Below are 23,781 nucleotides of genomic sequence, written 5' to 3' on the forward strand. Positions count from 1 at the left end.
CTTCCCTACACGCGCTGCAATGCGACGCGATCCCGCCGCCATTCTTCACGAGGTTTTCGGCTTTCCCGCCTTTCGGGGCGTGCAGGAGACCGTCGTGTCGCGCGTGCTCGCCGGGCAGCATACGCTCGCCATCATGCCGACGGGCGCGGGCAAGTCGCTATGCTATCAGCTTCCTGCCGTCGCCATGGACGGCTGCTGCGTCGTCATCTCGCCGCTGATCGCGTTGATGCACGACCAGCTTCGCGCCGCTGAAGCCGTCGGCATCCGCGCAGCCAGCCTCACCTCCGTGGACACCGACCGCTGGGAGACGCAGCGGCGGCTGTGCGCAGGCGAACTCGATCTGCTGTATGTCGCGCCGGAACGCGCGAGCGGCGATGGCTTCCGCCAGCTTCTCGACGACGCACATATTTCGATGTTCGCGATCGACGAGGCGCATTGCGTTTCGGAATGGGGCCACGATTTCCGGCCCGATTACCGCCTGCTGCGCCCGCTGCTCGACGACTACGCGCACGTGCCGCGCCTGGCGCTGACCGCCACCGCCGACGCGCACACGCGGATCGACGTGCTCGCGGCGCTCGGTATTCCCGAAGAGGGCATGATCGTCGCCGGGTTCGACCGGCCCAATATCCGCTACGCCGTGCATCCGCGAAACGGGCTGACGCGGCAGCTCGGCGATCTTCTGGCGGCGAACCCCGGCCCCGGCATCGTCTATGCGCAGACGCGTGCGGCGACCGAAAGCCTGGCGGAAACGCTGTCGCGCGGCGGACGGCGCGTGCTGCCCTATCACGCAGGATTGCCACCGGAGGTTCGCGCGGCGAACCAGTCCGCCTTTATCGCCAGCGAGGACATGGTGATGGTCGCGACAGTCGCGTTCGGCATGGGCATCGACAAGCCCGACGTGCGCTTCGTGGCGCACGCAGGCCTGCCGAAATCGATCGAGGGCTATTATCAGGAAAGTGGGCGCGCGGGCCGCGATGGCGAGCCCGCCGAGGCGCATCTGTTCTGGGGCGCGGAGGATTTCGCGCGCGCGCGGACGCGGGTTTTCGAGGTGGAAGAGGCGCGGCAGGCGGGCGAACGTGCGCGCATTTCAGCGCTCGGCGCACTGGTGGAAACCGGCGGGTGCCGCCGCGCGGTGCTGCTGAAACACTTCGGCGAAAACCCGCCGCAGACGTGCGGCAACTGCGACAACTGCCTGAACCCGCCCGCCAGCATCGACGCCACGGAGACGGCGCGGAAGTTCCTCTCCGCCGTCTACCGCACCGGGCAAAGCTATGGCATCGGCCATCTGGAAGAGGTGCTGACCGGCAAGGCGAGCGACAAGGTGCGCGCGCGCGGGCACGACAGCCTTACGGTCTTCGGCATCGTTTCCGCCGAAGAGGCGCCATTGCTGAAGCCGGTGTCGCGCGCGCTGCTGGTGCATGAGGCGGTGACGCCCACCGAGCATGGCGGCCTCGCGCTCGGGCCCGGCGCGCGCGCGATCCTGCGCGGCGAAGAGAGCCTGTCGCTGGTGCTGCCGCCGCGCCGCGAGCGCGGGGGACGGCGCAAACAGCAGGCGGAGAACCCGGTGGGCGATCCGCTGTTCGAGGCGCTGCGCGCCTGCCGCCGCGCGCTTGCCGAGGAAGCGGGGGTTCCGCCCTACGTGATCTTCCACGACAGCACGCTGCGCGAAATGGCGGCGGCGCAGCCGAGATCGCGCGCAGGCCTTTCCGAGATTTCCGGCGTCGGCGCGCGAAAGCTGGACGCCTATGGCGAGCGCTTCCTGGAGACGATCCGCGCCTTCAGCGGCTAAACGGCGGTGTAGCCGCCGTCGATGACGAGTTCCGAACCAGTCATGAAGCTCGATTCGTCCGACGCGAGGAAGACGACGCCGTTTGCGATCTCGTGCGGTTGGCCGACGCGGCCGATCGGGTGCAGCGAGGCGAAAGCGGCGACTGCGCCCTCCTCGTCCAGCCCCGTCGCCATGCGCGTTACCTCCACGCCCGCCGCGGTGCGGATGAGGCCAGGGTGGACGCTGTTCACGCGGATGCCGTAGCCGCGCTGGCCGCAGTGCGCCGCGACGCACTTGGTGAGCAACCGGACGCCGCCCTTCCCGGCGGAATATGCGGGCAGTGCCGCCGTACCGATGAGGCCGCCGACCGACGAGATGTTGATGATCGATCCGCCCTGACCCTTCATCGCGGTGATACCGTATTTGCACCCAAGAAACGCGGTATCGAGATTGAGCGCGATCATGCGCTTGTAGTGCGCGAAATCCATGCTCTCGATGTCCATATCGAGCCCGCCGCCGGCGTTGTTGACTAGCACATCGATGCGGCCTTCGTTCGCAAGCACGTTTGCCGTCAGACGCTCCCATTCCTCGGGCACGGTCGCGTCGTGGCGGACGAAGCGGGCGGGGATGCCACTGCCTGCAAGAGCCTTGGCGGAAGCCTCCCCGCGCGCGGCGTCGATATCGGTGAGGACGACAACGGCGCCCTCGCGGCCGAGCGCTTCGACCATCGCGAGGCCGAGGCCGCCTGCCGCGCCGGTGATCACCGCGACCTTGTCCTGAACCCGTCCTGTCATGCTTAAACCTCCTCCCCCTGCCCGGCATGGGCTGCGATGAAATCAATGATCGTGGTCTGCATCTCCGCACTGTCGAGCATGTCGACGTGCACCGCGCCCGGCACGGTGTGCGCAGTGGCGCGCGGGTTGCGCGCGGCCATCTCGGCGAGCTCGGCTGCGCTCAGCACGTTCGAGCGTTCGCCGCGCATGATGAGCGCCGGGCAGGCGACGCGATCCCACCACGGCCAGAGCGCGAAGTCTTCCGGGTTGTTGCGGAACTGATTGGAGAGCGCCGGATCGTAGTGATAGCCGACGCCGCCGTCATCAAGGCGGCGCGACCAGCCGATGGTGATCTCGTCGAGGCGATCGGATGAGAGGCCGGCGCCGGCGCGCTCGAAGAAGCGGCCGACGTGTTCGCGGAATGCGCCCATGTTTGCAAAGCGCGGCGGGCCGCCGAGGCGTTCGCCGAGCACGCTGCGCATCGCATCGGGAAGCGTGGTGCCGACATCGTAGAGCACGAGGCTGGCAATACGCGCTGGCGTTTCCCCGGCCATGCGGATGCCGAGCGCGCCGCCCTTGGAGGCGCCCACCCAGTGCACGGGACCGTCCGCAACGGAATCGAGCAAGCGGCGCACGGTCACCGCCATCGCGCCGAGGCCGTAACCGTTTTCAGGATCGATCGACGGATCGGACCGGCCGCAGCCCGGTGCATCGGGGGCGATCACGCGGAAGCCCCGCGCCCGCAGGTTGCGCGCGAGCGGGGTATGATCGGCGCTGGTGCCGGTAACGCCGTGCGCGATCATCACCGTGGGGCCGTCCGCATCCCAGATGCGCACATGCATGCGCTCAGCACCGATGGGGATCAGCCGCGAGTAGGCGCCGTCCATGCTGTCACTCCCCCTACGAAACGAAAATTATAAATAGACCGATCGGTCGATCTTTTGGATAAACAGAATATGACGCGATGAGGCGTGTTGCTCAACACAATTTTTTATAACGTAAAAACATATAATTAGATATAATTTTGAGGCCGAGAACTTGTCTCTTGACAAATCCCCGACCGATCAGTCAATCATAGAACGATCGTTCGAGTCGGCTTGATTCGAAGCCGTGATAGAACAGACAAGATCCGCGATTCGGCGGACTGGAACCTGGGGAGAGTGTATGGCGCGCGTCGTCAGCCTGAAGAATTCACCCGCCGCCCGCGAAGCGCGGGGCCGCGAGGAGCTCGTGGAAGTCGCGGTGGAGCTGTTCGCCCGCAACGGCTTCGCGGGAACCTCGATCCGCGACATCGCCGATGCGGTGGGGCGCAGCGTTTCCAACGTCTATCATTATTTCGAGAACAAGGAGGCGCTCTGGCTCGCCATCCTCGAACGCTCGGTGAAGGCGCTTCCCGCCCGCCTGCGCGGCGCGATCGACGGCATTGCCGATCCGCGCGCCCGGGTCGCCGCGCTGGTGCGCGAACATCTCGACGTCTCCGAACAGTACCGCCGGGAATCGCGCATCTTCTTCATCGACGAAGAACGCCTGTCCGCAACCGGCAACAAGGCCAACAAGCGTATCCAGCGCGAAATTCTCACGATCTACGTCGCCGAACTCGAAGGCCTGCGCGCTGCGGGCCTCCTTGCGAACGGCGACATCCGCATCACCGCGTTCAACATGCTCGGCGTCATCAACTGGTATCTGCGCTGGTCGAAACCCTCCGCAAGCCAGGCGAAGCGCGAGCAGACCGTCGATCAGGTGCTCGCCTTCATCCTGCGCGGCGCCGGCTCGGAACAATAGGCAAATCGCCGGACAGGCCGGCGCCAGGGAAACAAAAACCTCATGGGCATCACCATCGACATCGACACCGGTGGAACGTTCACCGACGGCTTCATCGTGCGGGACGGCGACGTGCGCACCGTGAAAGTGCCGACGACGCCGCACGACCTCACCGCCTGCTTCCTCGACTGCATCAGCGCAGGCGCGGAGGCATTCGAACGCGGCATCGAGGATTTCCTGGGCGAGACGGACATCATCCGCTTCTCGAACACGATCGGCACGAACACGATCATCCAGCGCAACGGCTCCAAGATCGGGTTGATCGTCACGGCGGGCTCGGAAGCGATGGCGCCGACACATGACGAGGAGGGCAAATCGCCGCTCGTTGCACCGGACATGGTGATCGGGATCGCCGAAGCCGTAGCCGCCGACGGCACGGTGACGACATCGCCGGACGCCGCCGCCATTCTCGATGCGGCGCAGACGCTGATCGACCGGGGCGCACGCGGCATCGTCGTCGCGCTCGCGAACTCCGATCTGAGCCCAGCGAACGAGCGCCGCGTGCGCGCCGTCATCAAGGCCGAGTATCCGCGCGATTACCTCGGCTCGGTGCCCACCTTCCTCGCTTCGGACATTTCGGCGCGGCCGGGCACGCGCGAGCGGATCAACGCCGCCGTGCTCAACGCCTACATCCACGGCAAGCTCGCGCGGCTGCTCTACAAGGCGGGCGAAGAGCTGCGGCTGCGCGGCTATCGCGGCACGCTCTTCATCGGCCACAACAACGGCGCGGTCGCCCGTGTCGCGAAGACGCGCGCGATCAACACCTACAACAGCGGCCCCACAGGCGGGCTTTATGGCGCTCGCGCGATCGGCGCGCTCTACGGCGCCAACACGCTGATCGCCACCGACATGGGCGGCACCTCTTTCGACATCTCCTACGTGGACGGCGGACAGGCGAGCTACGCGCTGCAGCCCGAGGTCGAAGGCTTCGCGTGTAACCTGCCGATGATGGCGATCGACGCGCTCGGCGCGGGCGGCGGATCGATCGCCGAGGTCGAGGGCGGCGTGCTGAAGGTGGGGCCGCAATCGGCGGGAGCGCTCCCCGGCCCGGCGTGCTTCGGGCTTGGCGGCACGAAGGCGACGGTGACGGACGCGAACCTCGTGCTCGGCATCCTCGATCCCGCACGCTTCCTCGGCGGCGGCATGACGCTCGACTTGGGTAAAGCGCGCGCCGCGATCGACGCCGCCGTCGCGCAGCCGCTGGGGCTCAGCATCGAAGACGCCGCGCTCGCCATCCGCCGCAACGTGGAAGCCGCGATGGGCAAGGCGGTCGGCGCGGTCGCCGAGCGGCTCGGGCGCCCGAGCGGTCTTCCCGTCATCGCCTACGGCGGCGCGGGCGCGATCCACGCTGCGGACATTGCGACGAACGCCGGTGTCGGCCGCGTGATCATCACGCCCTTCTCCGCCGTCTCTTCGGCGTTCGGATCATCGTTGATGGACGTCGGCCATATCTATTACCGCCGCGCGGACCTTCTTGTGGAAAGCGCGAGCGACCTTCTCTCCGCAGGCACGCTTGTTGCGGAAATGGCGACCGAGGCCGCGCGTGACATGCGCGGCGAGGGCTTCGAACCGGCGGATGCCGAGGCACGGCTCCAGCTCTTCTGGACCGGCGCGGGCGGCGAGCCCGAAATTCTCGTCGCCGCGGAAACCGCCGCGATTTCCGACGCCGATGCTGCAGCAGCTGCGCTCGTCGCCGCACGCGACGCACTCGGCACCGCGGGTCCGCTGCGCCTCGCCAGCATTGCCTACAGCGCCTCCGCGCGCGTGCCCCATTTCGAATGGCGGCACGGGCAGACGGCAGCGGCGGATTTCCCGTCTGCGCGCCTTGCCGACCGGCAGGTATGGTTCGGCGGTCCCGCGCGCATCGCGACACCGGTTTACGACCGCGCGCGCATGGGGCCCGGCCACGCACTTTCCGGCCCGGGAATCGTGGAATCGAGCCAGACGACGATCCTGGTGCCCGAAGGCTGGAGCCTCGCCATCGACGCCTACGACAACGCGCTTCTCGAACGGAATTAAGCGATGAGCAAAGTCCGCATCACCGAGTATCTCGATATCGACCTGCCCACGGAAACGTGGCGCTGTAACCGCTGCGGCCACGATCTCGGCTCCGCGCACCGCAACTACAAGGAAGGCTGCGTCGTGGCGCAGCCGCCGCTTGAAGAGGTGCATCCCCCGCTCGTCGCGGAGGGCAGCTACAGCTTCACCCCGGACAGCACCTATTGCCGTCTCGTGGAATTCTACTGCCCCGGCTGCGCGACGATGCTGGAAAACGAGTATCTACCGCCGGGACACCCGATCACGCACGAGATCGAACTCGATATCGCTGCGCTGAAGCGCCGCCATGCCGCTGCATGACCAACCGGCTGGCCTCTGTTCTCGGCGGCGACGCAGGCGCAGCAGTGCTGCCGCGCCTTGCGTCCCTCGCCGCGCCAGTGTGCGGCCAGCCGTGGAACGCGTTTGCCGCTGATGCGGGCCAGATCGTGCAGGCGGCGAAGCGCATCGCCGCGCTGTTCGCGACAGATGCCATCGTTATCGAAATCGATGCGTCGGATAGCGCGAGCACGGTGGAAGCGGTCCGCCGCCTCGCCGCCGAAGGTGGCCGCCCGGTCGTCCCCATTCTGCCCGGTCCAGTGACGCTTGCCGCGACGAGCGACGCCGACGCCGCGAAGGAGGTGCTGACGGGCATCGTCGAGGGGATCGGTGAGGCGCGCCCGGCGCTTCTGCTGTTCGATGAAAGCACTGTGCCCGCATCGGAACTCGCAGGCATGGGCGCGCGCAAGCTGTTCAACACGCTGCGCAACGTCACCTCCTATTTCGACGTGCCGCTCGGCATCATCATGGCGATCCCGGATGAAGACGCCGCCGATGCAGCGGTGCGACTGAAACCCGAGGCGGTGATCGCCGCAGGAACAGCGGACGCCGCCCTTCTCGACCGCATCGCCGCCGAAGGCCCTGTCGCGGGAATCGCGCTAGCGGCAAACGACACAGCGGCAGCGAGTAACGCAGCAGCGCTCGCGGCGACACGGCCGCTCATCATCACGACGCTCGGCGGCGGACCCGATCCGCTGCCGGTCGAGACCATGCACGCATTCATGGGCGCCTTCAGCGGCGCCCGCCAACCTTGAGGACGAGGGCGTTTCGATGAGTTACACGGTAGGCATCGATGTCGGCGGCACGTTCACCGATTTCTATTGCGCCCACGAGGGCGGCGGCTTCCACACGGCGAAAACGCCGACAACGCACTACGATCTTTCGGTCGGCTTCATGCGCGGCATGGGCCTGCTCGCGAAGGGGCTGAAACTGAAACTGCCGGAATTCCTGAGCGGTCTTTCGAGCGTTCGCTATTCGACAACGGTGGGCACGAACGCGCTGATCGAGCGCACCGGCCCCAAGCTCGGGCTCATCACCACGGCAGGCTTCGAGGACACGATCTTCATCGGCCGCGGCCGTAGCTGGGCGGATGGGCTCGGCTGGCAGCAGGGCCGCGACCTTGCGCGCATCGAAAAGCCAGTGCCGCTGATCAGCCCGGACATGGTCGTCGGGGTGCGCGAGCGCATCGATTATGCGGGCAAGATCATCGCGCCGCTTTCGCGCGAGGAGGTTCTTGAAAAGCTGCAGGCGCTCGTTGATCGCGGCGCGCAGGGCTTCGTCGTGTCGCTGCTCTGGTCGTTTGTGAACCCCGAGCACGAACAGTTCATCAAGCAGGTGATCGAAGAGGAATATCCCGAGGATTATCTCGGCTCGATGCCGGTGATCCTATCTTCGGAAATCTCGCCCAAGGCGGGCGAATACACGCGCACGATGACCGCTGTCGTCAATGCCTACATCCACGGGCTCATGGCCGACGAACTCAACAAGCTCGGCAACGAACTGCGCGACGGCGGCTACAAGAAGCCGCTGACGCTCGTCCACAACACCGGCGGCACCAAGAAGGCATCACGCACCCGCGCCGTGCTGACGCACAACGCCGGGCCGGTCGCGGGGCTGCACGGCGCTGCGGCGCTCGGCGGCCTCTCGGCGGACGGCAACATCGTGTTCACGGACATGGGCGGCACTTCGTTCGACATCGGCCTCATCGAGGGCGGCGCGATCAAGGCGCACGATTTCATCCCGGTGATCGACCGCTGGCGCACCAACATTCCGGCAATCGAAGTGAAATCGATCGGCGCGGGCGGCGGCTCGATCGCGTGGATCAACGCCACGCTCGGCGACACGCTCGAAGTCGGTCCGCAGTCCGCCGGATCGATGCCGGGGCCGGCCTGCTACGACAAGGGCGGCAAGGAACCGACCGTGACCGACGCCGATCTCGTGCTCGGCCTCTACAATGCCGAGAATTATCTCGGCGGCGAGATGCTGCTCGACATCGATCTCGCAAAAAAGGCGATCAACGAGAAGATCGCGCAGCCGCTCGGCATTCCCGTGGAGGAAGCCGCATGGCGCATCCGCCGCATGATCGATGCGCGCATGGGGCAGGAGGTGTTCAACGAGGTTGCGCTGAAGGGTCACGACCCGCGCACCTTCGTTCTCTACGCCTGCGGCGGCGCGGGCGGCGCGCATGCGGTGGGCTTCGCGCCGTTCATCGGCGTCAGCAAGATCGTCGTGCCGCTGCAATCCTCCGTGTTCGGCGCATTCGGCGCCTCGACGATGGCGATCAAGGAGGTGTGGGAACGCTCGCGTTCACTGAAGCTCTTCAACTGGTCGGAGCAGGCGTATCTTTCCGATCTCGCGTCGTTCAACGATCTCGTTTCGGAACTCGTCGATCTCGCGACGCGCGATCTGAAGCTCGAAGGCTTCAACGAGCGCGACATGGCGTTCCAGCTCGAACTCGATATGCGCTACGGCAGCCAGTACAACATGACGCGCGTGACCGCGCCGAAGCTGCGGCTCGATAACGCGGACGACGTGAAGGCGCTGTGCGATGCGTTCACCGCGCGTTACGCCGAGGTCTATTCGCCCGAGGCGACCTTCCCGGCGGGCGGTATCAACGTGGAGAGCTTTTTCCTCACAGCGTCCGTCGCGCAGAACCCCTTCGCGCTGCCGGCCGAGACGCTCGCCGCGGCCGAGCCGGATGCAAGCGCGAAGACCGAAACACGCCCCGTCTACTGGGACCCGGCGGACGGCTTCGTCGCCACGCCGATCTACGACGCGCGCCGCCTGAAACCCGGCAATCGGCTCGCCGGACCCGCCGTCATCGAAAGCCCGGACACCACCCATGTGGTCGCGCCGGGCTGGACCTTCCACATCGACGCCTGGCGGAACGGCGTCCTCGAACGCAGCGCCTGAGGGAGAGAGAACATGACCGGCATAGCCTACGCCCGCGACTACGAGGTGGTTCAGCGTCTGCGCCCCGAACCTATGACCGAGGCCGAAGCCGCCGCACAGGCGCATATCGACCCGGTGGAGTTCGATATCTTCAAGCACAAGATGCACATGATCGCGCTTGAGGGCAAAGAGACGACGATGAAGCTCGGCGCCTCCACCGCGATGCGCTGGGGCGACGTCGCCTTCGGCGTCTTCACGCGGCAGGGCGATCTCAGCGTCTGCGCAACCGGCATCTATCACCACGCCGTGCTCGGCCAGCTTCCGCTGAAATACGCGGTGAAGCACTGGGTGGACGAACCATCGGTGGGCGTGCGCGACGGCGACAGCTTCTTCTATAACGACCCCTTCTACGGCGGTGTGCACAACGCCGACATGGGTCTCGCCGTGCCCGTGTTCTACAAGGGCGAGCTGATGTGCTTCATCGCGGCCGCCGTGCATACCGGCGAGGCGGGCGGCACCGAGCCCGGCGGCACCTGCAACACCGCGAAGACCAAGTACGACGAAGGGCTTCTCGTGCCGCCGATCAAGATCGGCGAGAATTACCAGCTGCGCGAGGATATCCTCAACATGCTGGCGGCGATGACGCGCGACCCGCGCACGATGATCCTCGACATCAAAGCACGCCTTGCCGCGGCGCGCATCGCGCAGCGCCGTGTGCTCGAAGTGATCGAGGAAAAGGGGCCGGAGTTCTTCATCGGCGGCCTGCGCCGCATCCTGACGCAGACGGGCGAAGCCGCGAAGCGCCGCGTAGCCGAACTCAACGACGGCATCTACCGGCAGCCGCGCTTCCTCGACACGGTGGGCACCGAATCCGGCCTCACCAAAATCAATCTCACCATGATCAAGCAGGGCGACCGCATCATCATGGATTTCGAGAACACCTCGCCGCTCGTCGAAGGCCGACCGATCAACAGCTTCTTCCAGGGTATCCTCGGCCTGTCGTGCGTCTATTACTGCGGCTGGCTGTTCCACGACCTGCCCGCCAACAACGGCCTTCTGGAAGCGATCGACTGGCGCTTCCCGGAGGATTGCATGGTGAACGCCAAGGGCGACGCCTCCACCTCGCTCGCACCGCTGGTGCAGACCTGCTTCACGCAGGGCATTTTCCTTACCGGCGCGCGGATGACCTACAGCTACGATTCCTCGCGCGCAGTCGCCGCCTGGTTCTCCGGCTTCGCGATCCCGACCTTCGGCGGGATCAACCAGTTCGGCGAAGGCATCGCGGACATCACGCCCGAGATCAACGCGACGGGCTGCGGCGCGCGGCCGGACATGGACGGCGTGGAAGCGGCGGGCGCTTTCTTCGCGACGATGAGCGACTGCTCCGACGTCGAGGCGACCGAGAGCGACCGGCCGTTCCTCTACACGTTCCGCAATCTCTTCAACAACAGCTACGGCCACGGCAAGCAGCGCGGCGGTTGCGGCGTCGGCTTCGGGCTGATGGTGCACGATACCAACCGCTTCATGCTCGGCTCGATGGGCGGCGGTTCACGCTTCCCGACGACGCTCGGCCTGTTCGGCGGCTATGCCGTGCCGCCGGTGTTCGTGCAGACCGTGCACGACAGCAACCTGAAAGCGCTGATGGCGGACGGCGCAACGCCGCTGCCGCACGACCTTTCCGGCGTGTTCGCGGCGGACAATCCCGAGATCGGCAAGAAGCAGGCGATGGACGTCAGCATGGTCGTGCAGCCGTTCAACGACGGCGACACCTATTATGTCGGCGTCGGTGGCGGCGGCGGCTACGGCGATCCGCTGGAGCGCGATCCGGCGAGCGTGCTTGGCGATCTGCGCAACGGACGCGTGTCGCACTGGGCGGCGGCGAACATCTACAAGATCGCCTACGATCTCGAGACGATGCGCCTTGATGCCGATGGCACCGATGCGCTGCGCAAGGCGGCACGCACCGAGCGTCTCGCCCGGGCGAAACCCTACGGCGCGTTCGTGAAGGGCTGGTCGAAGCTTTCGCCGCCGGAAGAGGCGCTCCGCTACTACGGCAGCTGGCCGAACCCGCGCGACGGGATGCAGCCGGTCGTGCAGCTTCGCGCCGCCTGAGATGCCGGTAGACATGCTCGCGAACGTTGCCGAACGAACCGTTCACGGCCTGCTGAAACAGCGGGCCGCTGAACGCCCGAACGATCCGTTCCTTCATTTCGAAGGAACGGACTTCACGTTCGGCGCGCTGAACGACGCGGCAGCGCGCGTTGCGGGCGGCTTTGCCGCGCTCGGCATCGGGCGCGGCGACAAGGTCGCGATCATGATGGGGAACCGGCCCGAATTTCTCATCTCCTGGTTCGCGCTTTCGCAGCTCGGTGCCATCGAAGTGCCGATCAACACGGCGCATCGCGGCACGCTGCTGCACTACATGCTGGATCAGGCGGATTGCTCCCTGCTGATCCTGGAAGGCGCATTTCAGGTCCGCCTTCAGGACATCGCCGCCGATCTGCCGAAACTGCGCACGATTGTGCTGCTGGATGGTGCAGGGCTGGACGGCATCTCGCAGCAGGTCGTCGGTTTCAGCGCGCTGCAAAACGCCGCGCCTCTCGGCGATGCGCCGTTGGTCGGTCCCGCCGACCCCGTCGCGGTGATGTTCACCTCCGGTACCACCGGCCCGTCCAAGGGCGCGGTGCTGCCGCAGAATTACGTGCTGATGCAGGCCGCGATCATCGCGGAAGGCTGCCGCTACACGCCCGAGGACTGCCTCTACAACGCGCTGCCGCTGTTCCACGGCAATGCACAATTCCTCTCGACGATTCCCGCGCTGCTTTCAGGCGCGCGCATGGTGCTCGCGCGGCGCTTCTCCGCCTCCGCATTCTGGGACGAGGTGCGCACATACAATTGCACGGCGTTCAACTATATCGGGGGTATTCTCCCGATTCTCTGGAAGGCACCACCCTCACCGGACGATGCGAACAACAGCCTCCGTCTGATGATGGGCGCGGGCGCGCCCAAGGACTTGTTCGAAGCATTCGAGACGCGCTTCGGCGTCCGTCTCGTCGAAGGCTACGGCATGAGCGAGATCGGCATTCCGCTCAACAACAGCATCGATCATCGCCGCCCCGGATGCTGCGGCCAGCCGCTGCCGCAATATCAAGTCCGGCTCGTCGATGACGACGGCGCCGACGTGCCCGACGATATGCCCGGCGAATTGCTGATCCGGCCGAATGCGATGAACAGCATGATGCTGGAATATTACCGGATGCCGGAAAAGACCGTGGAGGCGTGGCGCGATCTCTGGTTCCACACGGGCGATTATCTGAAACGCGACAGCGACGGTTATTATTATTTCGTCGACCGCAAGAAGGATGCGCTGCGCCGGCGGGGCGAGAATATTTCGAGCTACGAGGTGGAGCGCGGCGTCAACGCCCACCCCGCCGTGCTCGAATCCGCTGCGGTCGCCGTCGCTTCCGAACTCGGCGAGGACGAGGTAATGATCTGCCTGACGCTGCGTCCGGGCCAGAGCCTCGAACCGATCGAATTGATGCGGCATTGTCTGCGCCAAATGGCGCGCTTCATGGTGCCGCGCTACGTTCGTATCCTCGCGAGCCTGCCCAAGACGCCGACCGAACGCGTGCAGAAATATGCGCTGCGCGCCGAGGGCGTGACGCCCGACACCTATGACCGCGAGGCAGACCCCGCATGGCATGCGCTGCTGAAGGATGCGGCGGCATGAGCGGCGACACGCTCCTGCCCTTCGCCGAGGGGATCTTTACGGGCGACGGCACGATTACCGAACTCGTCGGCAGCCTCTGCACCGCGTGCGGCGCGCAGCATTTTCCGGCACGCACGCACTGCCCGGATGACATGACCGAAACCGAAACCGTGAACCTCGGCGGCAGCGGCACGCTCTACAGCGCCACGGTGATCCGCACCAAGCCGCCGTTCGGCCTGCCCGCGCCCTATGCTGTCGGCTACGTCGATCTCGATGCGCACCCGCTGCGTATCTTCATGCTGCTCGATCCCGCGCACACGGAGGATTTCCGTATCGGTATGCCGCTCGATCTGAGAAGCGGCGCGCTCGGCGTCGGGCTTGGCGGCGAACCCTGCATCCGCCCCTATTTCACGCCTGCACTGAAAGACTGATCCCCGCATGGTCGCGATCCTCGGTGTCGGCACGACACGCTTCACGCAGAAACTAGAACGAACGATCGTTTCACTCGGTGTCGAGGCGGCACGCCTGGCGCTTTCCGACGCCGGTCTCGCGCCAGCCCGCATCGAAGGTGCGTTTGTCGCGAACGCGCTCGGCGGGATGCTGTTCGGCGACACGACGATCGGCCAGACACTGCTGCGCGACGTCGGCCTGCGGCGCCTGCCGATCGTGAATGTCGAGAACGCGTGCACATCGGGATCGAGCGCGCTGTGGCTCGCCTGGAATGCCGTGCGCGCCGGGCAGATGGAGGCGGCGCTCGTGCTCGGCGTCGAGCGCATGTGCGTGCCCTCGCTCGGCCTCATCAATTCCGGGCGCACCGAGATCGACACGCTGCTCGGCCTCGTCACGCCCGCGAGCTTCGCCCTGCGTGCGCAGCGGCACATGCATGAATTCGGCACCACGCGCGAACAGATGGCTGCGGTCGTCGAAAAAAGCCGCCGCCATGGCGCGCTCAATCCGAATGCATTGTTTCAGCGCGCCGAAACCGTGGCCGATGTTCTGGCCGGTCCGGCAGTCGCCGATCCGCTCACACGTTCCGAATGCTGCCCGATCGCGGACGGCGCCTCCGCGATCGTCATCGGTTCCGATCGCCTGGCGCGCGAACTGGGTGCGGGCGTTCGTATCGACAGCATCGTTCTCGCAAGCGGCGGCTACGAGAACCCGGTCGATCTCGCGCGGTGGGACACGGACAGCGAAACCGCCGCCGCCGCCTATGCGCGCGCCGGTATAGGCCCCGACGATCTCGATCTCGTCGAGTGCCACGACGCCTTCTCGATCGCCGAAATCCTGCACTGCGAAGCGCTCGGCCTCTGCGCGCCCGGCGAAGGCGGGCCTCTTGCCGCAAGCGGCGCGACGTCGCTCGGCGGCCGCATTCCCGTCAACGTCTCCGGCGGGCTTCTGAGCCGCGGCCATCCGGTCGCAGCGACAGGCGTCGCCCAGATCGCCGAAATCGCCGCACACCTGCGCGGTACCGCCGGTGCGCGTCAGGTCGAAGGCGCCAGGGTCGGCCTCGCTCAGTGCATGGGCGGCGACCTCGCCGGCGACACGAAATCCTGCACCGTGGCGGTTCTGTCACGCTGAAGCAGAGAGCACCAGAACAAGGGAGGATTGCATCATGGTTCGAAGGTCTGTTGCCGGTGCCATAAGGGCCGGCATTTCCATTTCCGCGATGATGGCAGGCTGTATTGCCCTGCCCGCCGCCGCGCAGGACACCGATGAAACCGGCATCGCCGAGATCATCGTCACCGCGCAGAAGCGCGAGCAGAGCCTGCAGGATACGCCGCTTTCCGTTTCCGCCTTCGGCGCGGCGCAGATGAACGCGCGCGACGTCACCAACATCGGCAATGTCGCGGCCTATGTGCCGAACGTCGAAATCAATTCGGGCAAGGGCGACGGCGGCAGCACCAACGCGGCGATCTTCATCCGCGGCGTCGGCCAGAACGACTTCATCTTCCCGACCGATCCAGGCGTCGGCGTTTACGTCGACGGCGTCTATATCGCGCGCTCGATCGGCGCGATGATGGACCTTTCCGACATCGAGCGCATCGAGGTGCTGCGCGGCCCGCAGGGCACGCTCTACGGCAAGAACACCATCGGGGGCGCGATCAACATCATCTCCTCGCGGCCCGGCAACGAACTTTCCGGGCAGGTCCGCACGACAGTGGGCGCGCGCGACCGCATCGATGTGGAAGGCCGCATCTCGGTGCCGCTGATTCCCGATGTGCTTGCGATCAAGATCGCCGCCGCGAGCAAGAACCAGGACGGCTATGTGATCCGCCCGGACGGCACCGACCTTGGCGACATCAATGTCGATGCGGGCCGCTTCGCGATCGCGTGGAACCCATCCGAAGACTGGACCGTCGACCTGTCGTTCGATGCATCGCGCATCCGCCAGAACGGATCGCCGCAGCGCCTTTCGGACACGTTCTCGTTCCCGGGCGGTCTTTACGATCTCTACAATGCCATCGCCGCGCCGCTCGTTACCGCACGCGACGGTCTCCCGGCAGGCTCGTTGTTCGACGACCGCTGGGTCTCGTCCGACCGGCGCGTAAGCAACGGCACGGGGCCGACACGCGACAAGGCCGACGTGTGGGGCACGAACCTCACCATCGCGTGGGAGGCAAGCCCGGCGCTCACGGTGAAGTCGATCACCGGCTACCGCGAGATGGATGCGGAAATCCAGGTCGACATGGACCAGTCTCCGTTCCCGATCATCCACACCGACGAGGTGCAGAGCGAGAACCAGTTCAGCCAGGAATTGCAGCTGAGCGGCGCGACCGAAGACAAGCGTCTCAACTGGCTGGTCGGCGGTTATTATTTCCGTGAACGCGCGCACGACGTGAACCAGACGCTGCTCGCCTCGGGCCTCTACGATGCGCTCGAACTGCTCCCCGATGCATTGATCCCGCTCGTTGCGGGCGTGCCCTGCCCGCCGCCGGTCGCCGGGCTTCCGTGCGCGGGCGGCGCGGGCAATCCGTTCAACGCACTGCTCGATCTCGACGTGCGGCCGCAGACCGCGCTAACCACCAACAACTGGGCGGTGTTCGGCCAGGCGAGCTACGAGGTGGTGCCTGCGCTGACGCTGACGCTCGGCGGGCGCTACAGCTGGGAAAGCAAACGCTACTTCATCGATTCGATCTACCCGAATTCGGGCCGCATCGCGACACCGCCGACGCACGACGAGCGCACGTGGAAGAACTTCACGCCGAAGATCGGCATCGATTACCGCGCCAGCGATGACGTGCTGCTCTATGCGTCGTGGTCGAAGGGCTTCAAGAGCGGCGGCTGGAACCCGCGGCCGCTGACGCCCGAGGAGTTCAAGTCCTACGATCCCGAGAAGCTGACGGCCTATGAGGCGGGCCTGAAGTCGCGGCTGCTGGATGGGCTGATGACCTTCAACCTTGCCGGCTTCTACAGCCAGTACAAGGATCTGCAGCTGCAGACCAACAGCGTCTCACCGACGACGGGCGGTCTCATTCTGACGGTCGACAATGCGGGCAGCGTCGATCTCTACGGGTTCGAGGCGGAGATCCTTGCCGCGCCGGTGCCCGGCCTCGATCTCAACGCAAGCATCGGCTACCTGCACAACGAATATCAGTCGCTCGCGGCGGGCACGGGCTATCCGATCTCCAACAAATTGCCGAAGGCGCCCGCATGGACGCTCGCGCTCGGCGCGCAGTATCGTTTCGATCTGCCGGGAACGATGGGCGGGCTGACGGTGCGGGGCGATCTCAGCCACCGAAGCAAGACCTATCACGATCCGGCGAATTCGCTCACGATCGTGCAGCCGGCCTATACGGTTGTTGATGCACGTCTCGCCTGGACGTCATCGAGCGAGGCGTTCGAGGTCGCTCTTTTCGGCAAGAACCTGACGAAGGAAGACTATTTCACCGCCGCCGAATTCGTGCCCGCGTTCGGTGTGCAGAACATGGTGGTCGGCCGTCCCCGCGAATGGGGGCTGCAACTCACCGCGCGTTTCTGACGATCCCCTTCGGATCGCCGGTATCGGCCGGAGGCAGCGCCCTGCCTCCGGCCGTTTTCGTATCGAACTAGAAGTTGTACCGCACCTGCGCACCAAACCAGCGCGGCTGCGTGTAGGTGTCGTAGGCACCGCCGAGCGGCGGGGCGGAGACGTCGAACGAGAAGACCTTGCGCGCCTTGTCGAACACGTTGTTCGCGAACACCGACAGTTCGAGCTTGTTCTCCATCGTCTTCAGCGAGATGCGCGCGTTGGCGAGCCAGCCACCCGGAACCTTCGTGACCGCCGCGTTGGTGAGCTGCGAGTAGAAGTCCGCGGTGTAGACGGCGTTGAACGTCGTGCTCAGCTCGCCAAAGCCGAGATCGAAATCCTTCGTCGCGGCGAGGTTGATCGTGTGGCCCGGCGACTGCGGCGCCTTGCGGTCGACAAGACGCGTGCCGATCGGAATATCCTCGACGTTCGTGTGCAGGAGCGCGAGGCCCGCATCGAAGCGGAAGCCCATGCCCGGTGCCACTGACAGTTCGAAATCGGCGCCGTAGATTTCGGCACTGGTGTTGAACAGCGTGAAGTTGAAGCCGCGCTGGTCGAACGCCTGATAGTCCGAATAGTCGTAATAGAACGTCGCCGCATTGAAGCGCACACGGCGGTCGAAGAATTCGAACTTGCCGCCGATTTCATACGCCATCAGATTTTCCCCCTTGAAGCGGAAACCTGAAAGCGGTGCCTGTCCCACGAAGCCGGCGTTATAGTTGAACGCCTTGTAGCCGCGGTTGATGCTTGCATAGAGCAGCGTGTCGTCGTTCGGCTTCCAATCGAGTGCAAGACGGCCGGAGACGCCCGTTTCGCTGTGCTTGTCCGTGGTGACGCCGTTCGCCGCGAGCGACCCCGGTGCAATGAACAACGGGCAGAGCGGGCCGTCGCAGACTTCGGAGTAGTAATAGTCCTTCTCGTCGCGCGTCACGCGGATGCCCGCCGACAGCTTGAGCTGGTCGGAAAGATCGTATTCGGCCTGCGCGAAGCCCGAGTAGGACTTGGTATCGACCCGGTAATCCGCGCGCGGATAGGTGGCGAAGCCCGAAAGATTGAAACCCTGGAAGTAGTCGCCCTTGATGTTGAGGTAATAGAGGCCCGCCGTCCAGCGGAACGCTCCGTCGTCCTCGATCAGGCGGATTTCCTGCGTGATGTGTTTCGCCTTCGCATCCTGTTCGAAAACGCCGATGTCGACCGGCGAGAAGTCGTTATCAGCCGCGTAGGTGCTGTCGAGTTTCTGATAGCTGGTAACGGTCGCGAGCGAATAGCCGCCGCCCAGATCGTAATTGATCTTGCCGCCGATGGTCCAGGTTTCGCGCGCGAAATTGCCCGCATAGTTGAATTCGCCGGTGTAGGGATCGCCATCCGCATCGGCATATCCGAAGCCGGTGGGCGAACCCGGTGGCAGCGGCACGCCAAGGCCGTCGGCATCCTGCGTCGCACCCGTTATCATCGCGCCGCCGGTTGCGACCGGACGAATCTTGTACCAGTCGGCGAACAGGTTAATCGTCAGCGCTTCGCTCGGCTCCAGGCGGAGCTGAAAACGGCCGGCGATCGTGTCGTCGGCCAGCAGATCCGGCCCGATCGCGTTTTTCACGTAGCCGTCGTGGCGATCCTTCAGGAACGACACGCGTGCGGAAACGCCTTCCGCGATCGGGCCACCGATGGCGGCTTCGGCACGGAACTGGTCATGGCTGCCGTAGGTAAGATCGACGTAGCCATCGAGCGTGTCGCCCGGCTGGTTCGTGATGACGTGGATAAGACCGCCCGTCGCGTTGCGGCCGAACAGCGTTCCCTGCGGCCCCTTCAGCACCTCGACGCGATTGACGTCGAACAACTGCTGCACGCTCGTGCCGTTCGAAGGCTGATAGACTTCGTCGATATAGAACGCGTTGGCGGGTTCGATATGACCGGCGAAATCGTTCTGCGACACACCGCGAATCGAGATGAGGCCAGCCACCGGCGGGCCGCCCGGCGCGCTGAACTGAAGGCCCGGCGTCATCGCGGCGAGTTCGGTCGTGTCGTGAAGGCCAAGCTCTGTCAGGCGTTCGCCGCCGAGTGCCGTGACCGCAATACCGATGTCCTGCACGTTCGCAGCGCGGCGCGTCGCGGTGACAACGATTTCCTCGATTGCATCGTTGCTGGTCGCCGCATCCTGCGCCGCTGCGGCGTTTGCGGAAAGGGCGATCGAAAGCGCGAGAACGCCGGCGCCCATGTTCAAGCCGCTGGTCCGTTTCATGAGTCTGGTACCTCCCCCGAAAAGCCGGTCACGCCCCATGGCGGCCGGCATCTTGCTTCTCGGGGTGCTTCATGCCCCGCTTGCGGCGCCCCTGCTATAACGGGAAACACTCATGGGGAGTGTGGCACGAAAGCCGCGAATATCCGGCACTTTCCCTGCGACCGGTTTTCTGATTGAATGCATACTGCAGGGGCAGTAGATTAATTGTACGATCGGTCGATCTATGCACACGCGCCTTAAAGAGCGCCTGGCCGATAGATGAGGGGAGGCGGAGGTGCCCAGCGCGAATTTCGGGGGAGATCCCTCGGCGGAACTCTTCGAGAAGATTCTGTCCTGCGAGACCGCCGATGCAGTCAGCGAAACCCTGCTCGAACCGATGGTCGAAGCCTTGGGCGCGCGCAGCGGCGTTTTCATGCAGATTTTTTCCTCGCCCTATGGCGATCGGCATTTCGGTGCGCGCAGCTACGTCGGCAGCAAGCCCACTTCGGTGGATGTCTATGTCGACGGGCTTTATGCGCTCGATCCGGTGATCCGTCCGGTGATGGACTGGCTGGACGACGAGCGCGGTCCGGCGCCGAGCCTGCTGACGGGCTCGTTCGAGCGCGATCTCGAGGAAGACCCCCAATATCGCGATACGTTCCTCCGCCCCTACGACATCGGCCACGTCGTCGCCGTCGCCATGCCGATGCGCACCGGGCTTGAAACGCAACTCGCCTGCGTCGGCTTTCATCGCCGTCACGGCGACATCGCCTTCCTCCCCGAGCAGCTTTCGTGGTTCCAGCGTCTGGTGCCCGCGATTCGCTCCGTACTCTACGCGCTCGCCTGCAAGGAGGCGCTGGCGCTCTCGGAAACCATCGCCATCGCCGCACGCGAGGCGGGAACGGAAATGGGCTTCCTGATCCTCGACGAGGATCTTGTGGTGCGCAACGGCAACGCGAAGGGCATGGAGGATCTGGGCCTTACCGGCGGGGCGCAGGGCGGCTCGTCGGTGCTTGGCGAAATCAAGGCGCGTTTGCTCGCCGCCGATCGCGCGCCGGGTGTTTCGTTCAGCTTCAAGGCGAGCGGCCTGCGGACGTTCGACGTCGAGGTGCGCAATTTCGAAACCGCTGACGGTCGCAATTTCCATCTCGTCGTCACGAGCGGCGGCGGGCCCCGCCACGCGATCGGCGACGCCTGCCGCCGCTTCGGCCTCACCGAACGGGAGACGGAAATCGCGCGCCAGATCGCCTCTGGCAAGTGCAATGCCTCGCTCAGCCACGAACTCGGCATCTCGCTGCGGACCGGCGAGAACCACCTCCGCTCGATCTACCGCAAGGTCGGTGTCAGCAGCCGGACGCAGCTCGTCTCGCGCTTGCTGCACATCCAGTAGCCGGGGTAGCGTCTCGGCGATGGCCGAACTTCCACTCCTCGATCCCGATATCGGCGCCGCCCTCGTCGACGCCGTCGGCACGCCAGCGTTCGGAACATTGATGCTGGATGCCGCCCAGCGCGAGGCGGGGGTCGACGAGATTTTCGCTTATCACATCCGCGACGGCGAACGCCCGGTCGCGCTCTCCTCGATCAGCGAACGCGGCGACCACGATCGGCGCGCGCGCCATTATGCCGAGCGCTTCTATCATCACGATCCCGTCGTCCACGCCCGCCAGCGCACGGCAGCGGGACGCGGTTTCGTCGCCTGCGTGCGTGCGGCCGAGATCGGCCTGCGCGATTACCGTGCGATCTGCTTCGAGCAGCCCCGCTTCGCCGACAAGCTCTGCTTCGGCTGGCGCGGCGCCGGGCGGGCGATCGTGCTGAGCTTCTATCGCCGCCGCGACAGCGAAGGCACTGCCGCGCTCACCGCACTTGCGAACGTCGGCCTCACCGCGCTCGCCCGGCAGGCTGTTCCGGCTTCCGAAACCAGTCTCGTCGAACGGCTGGAAACCCGTATCGCGCGCGCCTTTCCGGTGCTGACCCTGCGCGAACGCCAGGTCGCCGCGCGCACCGTCGCGGGCTGGACCGCCGAACGCACGGCAGACGCGCTCGACATCCGCCCGAGCAGCGTCCTCACCTACCGCCAGCGCGCCTACCAGCGGCTCGGCTTCTCAGGCGCGGCGGATTTTCTGCCCGCGATCCTCGATTAGGGATTGTCGCGCTTTCCGGTCAGGCCGGAAAGCGCGACAAACCTATACGGCGTTCATCGTGAGCAGGTCGTAGGTCGCGCAGAGCTCGTCGTCCTGATTGGTGACGCGCACGGCCCAGCGCACCTCGCCCATCTCGGGCGAACGCTGCGACTTCGATTTCACGGTGAGTGACACCTTCATCGAATCGCCGGGCTTCATCGGCTTCACGAAGCGCAGGTGCTCGAGGCCGTAGTTCGCGAGCACCGGCCCCGGAGGCGCATCGACGAAGAGGCCCGCCGCGAACGACAGGATCAGGTAGCCGTGTGCCACGCGCCCACCGAAGATCGGGCTCGCTTTCGCGGCTTCCTCGTCCATGTGCGCGTAGAAATTGTCGCCGGTGAAGTCCGCGAAATGTTCGATGTCTTCGAGCGTGATCGTGCGCGAGCCGGTCTTCAGCGTATAGCCCGGCTCCAGCTCGCCTAGGCGCAGGCGGAACGGATGCACCGTACCCTCGGCCATCGGTGCGCCGGGCAGATATTCGCCGAGCGCCTTCGAAAGCAGCCCCGGATCGCCCTGCAGCGCGGTGCGCTGCATGTAGTGCTTCACGCCGCGAATGCCGCCCATCTCCTCGCCGCCGCCCGCGCGGCCTGGACCGCCATGGACGAGAACGGGAAGCGGCGAGCCGTGGCCCGTGGAGGTCTTCGCGGACTCACGGTTGAGGAACGCCATGCGGCCATGGAACGCGCCCGATTCAAGCACGAGTTCGCGCGCCGTGGCACCGTCGTGCGTGAACACCGAAATCGCGAGCGAGCCCTTGCCGTGGTTGGCGAGCGCCGCCGCGTCAGCGAGATCGGCATAAGGCATGAGCGTCGAAACCGGGCCGAACGCCTCCACTTCGTGAATGGCTTCCGCCTTCCACGGGTCGTCGGTGCGCATCAGGATCGGCGCGAAGAACGCGCCCTTGCCGTCGTCCGCCCCGTTCGGGTCGCCGTAGACCACGGGCGCGACCGCCGAAAGCTCGGCCACCTTCGCGCGCACGTCCGCAAGCTGGCCGCGGCTGACGAGCGCGCCCATCGTGACGCCTTCGCTGCGCGGATCGCCGACGACCGTCTTGGCGAGGCGCGCGGAAAGCGCGTCCTGCACCGCGTCGATCAGCGCGGCGGGCACGAGCGCGCGGCGGATCGCGGTGCACTTCTGCCCCGCCTTCACGGTCATCTCGCGCGCGACCTCTTTCACGAACAGGTCGAACTCGGGCGTGCCGGGCACCGCATCGGGCGCAAGGATCGAGGCATTGAGCGAATCGCGCTCTGCCGTGAAGCGCACGGCTTCGCGCGCGATCACCGGGATCTGCTGCAGCTTCGCCGCGGTCGCCGCAGAGCCGGTGAAGGCCACCGAATCCTGCCCCGTCAGATGATCGATCAGATCGCCCGGCATCCCGGCGATGAACTGCAGCGCGCCTTCGGGCAGCACGCCGCTTTCGATCATGATGCGGAACGCGGCTTCGGCCACATAGGCGGTGGCGGACGCCGGCTTCACGATCGCCGGAACACCGGCGAGCAGCGTCGGCCCCAGCTTTTCGAGCATGCCCCACACGGGAAAGTTGAATGCGTTGATGTGGAGCGCGAGACCCTGCATCGAGGTGTAGACGTGCTGGCCGATGAACGTGCCGTCACGCGCCAGCACTTCGGTGTCGCCGTCGATGAGAATACGGTCGTTCGGCAGCTCGCGGCGGCCCTTGGAGGCGTAGGAAAAGAGCGTGCCCGCGCCGCCTTCGATATCGATCCAGCTGTCCGTGCGCGTCGCGCCCGTGTCCCACGACATGTCGTAGAGCTCTTCCTTGCGCTCCATGATCGCCTGGCCGAGCGCCTTCAGCATCAGCGCCCGCTCGTGGAAGGTCATCGCGCGCAGCGCCTTGCCGCCCTTCTTGCGCGCAAAGTCCGCCATGCCGACGAAATCGAGACCATCGCTGCCGGTTTCAGCAACGACATCGCCGGAGAGCGCGGAATGGATGGGCGAAAGCCCACCCGCGCTCTTCACCCAGCGGCCTTCGACGTAGTTTTCAAGAATCTTGGTCATGCGGGAATGGCTCCGAATGTCAGCT

17 protein-coding genes are annotated in these 23,781 nt (G+C 65.7%); 13 read left to right on the forward strand and 4 right to left on the reverse strand.

The genetic code is table 11. From position 1 onward, the window contains the following. The first annotated feature begins 19 nt into the window (after positions 1-19). The gene (gene recQ, locus DFR51_RS16640; RefSeq protein WP_121053291.1) at positions 20-1,789 is read left to right on the forward strand and encodes a DNA helicase RecQ; all 1,770 of its coding nucleotides are present in this window, start codon (positions 20-22) and stop codon (positions 1,787-1,789) included. Here the strand turns inward: recQ and DFR51_RS16645 are convergent. Both DFR51_RS16645 and DFR51_RS16650 read right to left on the reverse strand, forming a co-directional pair. Then, positions 1,786-2,562, reverse strand: coding sequence for an SDR family oxidoreductase (locus DFR51_RS16645; RefSeq protein WP_121053293.1), 777 nt, complete (start codon positions 2,560-2,562; stop codon positions 1,786-1,788). The two genes, recQ and DFR51_RS16645, sit on opposite strands and share 4 nt — an antisense overlap. A gap of 2 nt (positions 2,563-2,564) precedes the next feature. Next, on the reverse strand, positions 2,565-3,428 hold the full coding sequence (locus DFR51_RS16650) for an alpha/beta fold hydrolase (protein WP_121053296.1): 864 nt from the start codon (positions 3,426-3,428) through the stop codon (positions 2,565-2,567). A 277-nt stretch (positions 3,429-3,705) separates the two neighbouring features. Between DFR51_RS16650 and DFR51_RS16655 the strand changes: the two genes are divergently transcribed. Genes DFR51_RS16655 through DFR51_RS16700 form a run of 10 tightly spaced genes read left to right on the forward strand, consistent with a single transcriptional unit; the run spans position 3,706 to position 17,315 of the window. Continuing rightward, the gene (locus DFR51_RS16655) at positions 3,706-4,323 is read left to right on the forward strand and encodes a TetR/AcrR family transcriptional regulator (RefSeq protein ID WP_121053298.1); all 618 of its coding nucleotides are present in this window, start codon (positions 3,706-3,708) and stop codon (positions 4,321-4,323) included. A 42-nt stretch (positions 4,324-4,365) separates the two neighbouring features. After that, positions 4,366-6,381, forward strand: a complete 2,016-nt coding sequence (locus DFR51_RS16660) for a hydantoinase/oxoprolinase family protein (protein WP_121053299.1) — start codon at positions 4,366-4,368, stop codon at positions 6,379-6,381. A gap of 3 nt (positions 6,382-6,384) precedes the next feature. Then, on the forward strand, positions 6,385-6,720 hold the full coding sequence (locus DFR51_RS16665) for an acetone carboxylase subunit gamma (RefSeq protein WP_121053301.1): 336 nt from the start codon (positions 6,385-6,387) through the stop codon (positions 6,718-6,720). Next, complete coding sequence (locus DFR51_RS16670) at positions 6,717-7,490, forward strand: hypothetical protein (protein ID WP_121053303.1); 774 nt, start codon at positions 6,717-6,719, stop codon at positions 7,488-7,490. The genes DFR51_RS16665 and DFR51_RS16670 overlap by 4 nt, the downstream gene beginning before the upstream one ends. A 16-nt stretch (positions 7,491-7,506) precedes the next feature. Beyond that, positions 7,507-9,648, forward strand: a complete 2,142-nt coding sequence (locus DFR51_RS16675) for a hydantoinase/oxoprolinase family protein (protein WP_121053305.1) — start codon at positions 7,507-7,509, stop codon at positions 9,646-9,648. Between the two features lie 12 nt (positions 9,649-9,660). After that, positions 9,661-11,739 (forward strand): hydantoinase B/oxoprolinase family protein, encoded by a 2,079-nt coding sequence (locus tag DFR51_RS16680; RefSeq protein WP_121053307.1) that lies wholly within the window; start codon positions 9,661-9,663, stop codon positions 11,737-11,739. 1 nt (position 11,740) lies between these two features. After that, the gene (locus DFR51_RS16685) at positions 11,741-13,357 is read left to right on the forward strand and encodes an AMP-binding protein (RefSeq protein WP_121053309.1); all 1,617 of its coding nucleotides are present in this window, start codon (positions 11,741-11,743) and stop codon (positions 13,355-13,357) included. Continuing rightward, on the forward strand, positions 13,354-13,767 hold the full coding sequence (locus DFR51_RS16690; RefSeq protein ID WP_160119078.1) for a Zn-ribbon domain-containing OB-fold protein: 414 nt from the start codon (positions 13,354-13,356) through the stop codon (positions 13,765-13,767). The genes DFR51_RS16685 and DFR51_RS16690 overlap by 4 nt, the downstream gene beginning before the upstream one ends. A 7-nt stretch (positions 13,768-13,774) precedes the next feature. Continuing rightward, complete coding sequence (locus DFR51_RS16695; protein ID WP_121053313.1) at positions 13,775-14,914, forward strand: thiolase family protein; 1,140 nt, start codon at positions 13,775-13,777, stop codon at positions 14,912-14,914. A gap of 34 nt (positions 14,915-14,948) precedes the next feature. After that, a complete protein-coding gene (locus tag DFR51_RS16700; RefSeq protein WP_121053314.1) occupies positions 14,949-17,315 on the forward strand; it encodes a TonB-dependent receptor in 2,367 nt (788 codons plus the stop codon). A 67-nt stretch (positions 17,316-17,382) separates the two neighbouring features. On the opposite strand, the gene DFR51_RS16705 is transcribed toward DFR51_RS16700, so the two are convergent. Continuing rightward, complete coding sequence (locus tag DFR51_RS16705; RefSeq protein WP_121053315.1) at positions 17,383-19,581, reverse strand: TonB-dependent receptor; 2,199 nt, start codon at positions 19,579-19,581, stop codon at positions 17,383-17,385. A 274-nt stretch (positions 19,582-19,855) separates the two neighbouring features. Between DFR51_RS16705 and DFR51_RS16710 the strand changes: the two genes are divergently transcribed. Further along, entirely contained in the window at positions 19,856-20,950 is a 1,095-nt protein-coding gene (locus DFR51_RS16710; RefSeq protein WP_243445544.1) for a helix-turn-helix transcriptional regulator, read from the forward strand. A gap of 19 nt (positions 20,951-20,969) precedes the next feature. Beyond that, the gene (locus DFR51_RS16715) at positions 20,970-21,701 is read left to right on the forward strand and encodes a LuxR C-terminal-related transcriptional regulator (RefSeq protein ID WP_121053316.1); all 732 of its coding nucleotides are present in this window, start codon (positions 20,970-20,972) and stop codon (positions 21,699-21,701) included. 42 nt (positions 21,702-21,743) lie between these two features. Here the strand turns inward: DFR51_RS16715 and paaZ are convergent, their stop codons facing one another. Beyond that, complete coding sequence (gene paaZ, locus DFR51_RS16720) at positions 21,744-23,756, reverse strand: phenylacetic acid degradation bifunctional protein PaaZ (RefSeq protein WP_121053317.1); 2,013 nt, start codon at positions 23,754-23,756, stop codon at positions 21,744-21,746. Positions 23,757-23,781 lie beyond the last annotated feature (25 nt).

It is taken from the genome of Sphingosinicella microcystinivorans, from assembly GCF_003634215.1.
Taxonomy (GTDB): Bacteria; Pseudomonadota; Alphaproteobacteria; order Sphingomonadales; family Sphingomonadaceae; genus Sphingosinicella; species Sphingosinicella microcystinivorans.

Bases quoted from the DNA above. Each gene is read 5' to 3' on its own strand.
- DFR51_RS16655 (WP_121053298.1), top strand. From the start codon at position 3,706: ATGGCGCGCGTCGTCAGCCTGAAGAATTCACCCGCCGCCCGCGAAGCG.
- DFR51_RS16650 (WP_121053296.1), bottom strand. From the start codon at position 3,428: ATGGACGGCGCCTACTCGCGGCTGATCCCCATCGGTGCTGAGCGCATG.
- DFR51_RS16680 (WP_121053307.1), top strand. From the start codon at position 9,661: ATGACCGGCATAGCCTACGCCCGCGACTACGAGGTGGTTCAGCGTCTG.
- DFR51_RS16715 (WP_121053316.1), top strand. From the start codon at position 20,970: ATGGCCGAACTTCCACTCCTCGATCCCGATATCGGCGCCGCCCTCGTC.
- DFR51_RS16700 (WP_121053314.1), top strand. From the start codon at position 14,949: ATGGTTCGAAGGTCTGTTGCCGGTGCCATAAGGGCCGGCATTTCCATT.
- DFR51_RS16665 (WP_121053301.1), top strand. From the start codon at position 6,385: ATGAGCAAAGTCCGCATCACCGAGTATCTCGATATCGACCTGCCCACG.
- DFR51_RS16660 (WP_121053299.1), top strand. From the start codon at position 4,366: ATGGGCATCACCATCGACATCGACACCGGTGGAACGTTCACCGACGGC.
- paaZ (WP_121053317.1), bottom strand. From the start codon at position 23,756: ATGACCAAGATTCTTGAAAACTACGTCGAAGGCCGCTGGGTGAAGAGC.
- DFR51_RS16675 (WP_121053305.1), top strand. From the start codon at position 7,507: ATGAGTTACACGGTAGGCATCGATGTCGGCGGCACGTTCACCGATTTC.
- DFR51_RS16670 (WP_121053303.1), top strand. From the start codon at position 6,717: ATGACCAACCGGCTGGCCTCTGTTCTCGGCGGCGACGCAGGCGCAGCA.
- DFR51_RS16705 (WP_121053315.1), bottom strand. From the start codon at position 19,581: ATGAAACGGACCAGCGGCTTGAACATGGGCGCCGGCGTTCTCGCGCTT.
- recQ (WP_121053291.1), top strand. From the start codon at position 20: ATGCGACGCGATCCCGCCGCCATTCTTCACGAGGTTTTCGGCTTTCCC.
- DFR51_RS16685 (WP_121053309.1), top strand. From the start codon at position 11,741: ATGCCGGTAGACATGCTCGCGAACGTTGCCGAACGAACCGTTCACGGC.
- DFR51_RS16690 (WP_160119078.1), top strand. From the start codon at position 13,354: ATGAGCGGCGACACGCTCCTGCCCTTCGCCGAGGGGATCTTTACGGGC.
- DFR51_RS16645 (WP_121053293.1), bottom strand. From the start codon at position 2,562: ATGACAGGACGGGTTCAGGACAAGGTCGCGGTGATCACCGGCGCGGCA.
- DFR51_RS16695 (WP_121053313.1), top strand. From the start codon at position 13,775: ATGGTCGCGATCCTCGGTGTCGGCACGACACGCTTCACGCAGAAACTA.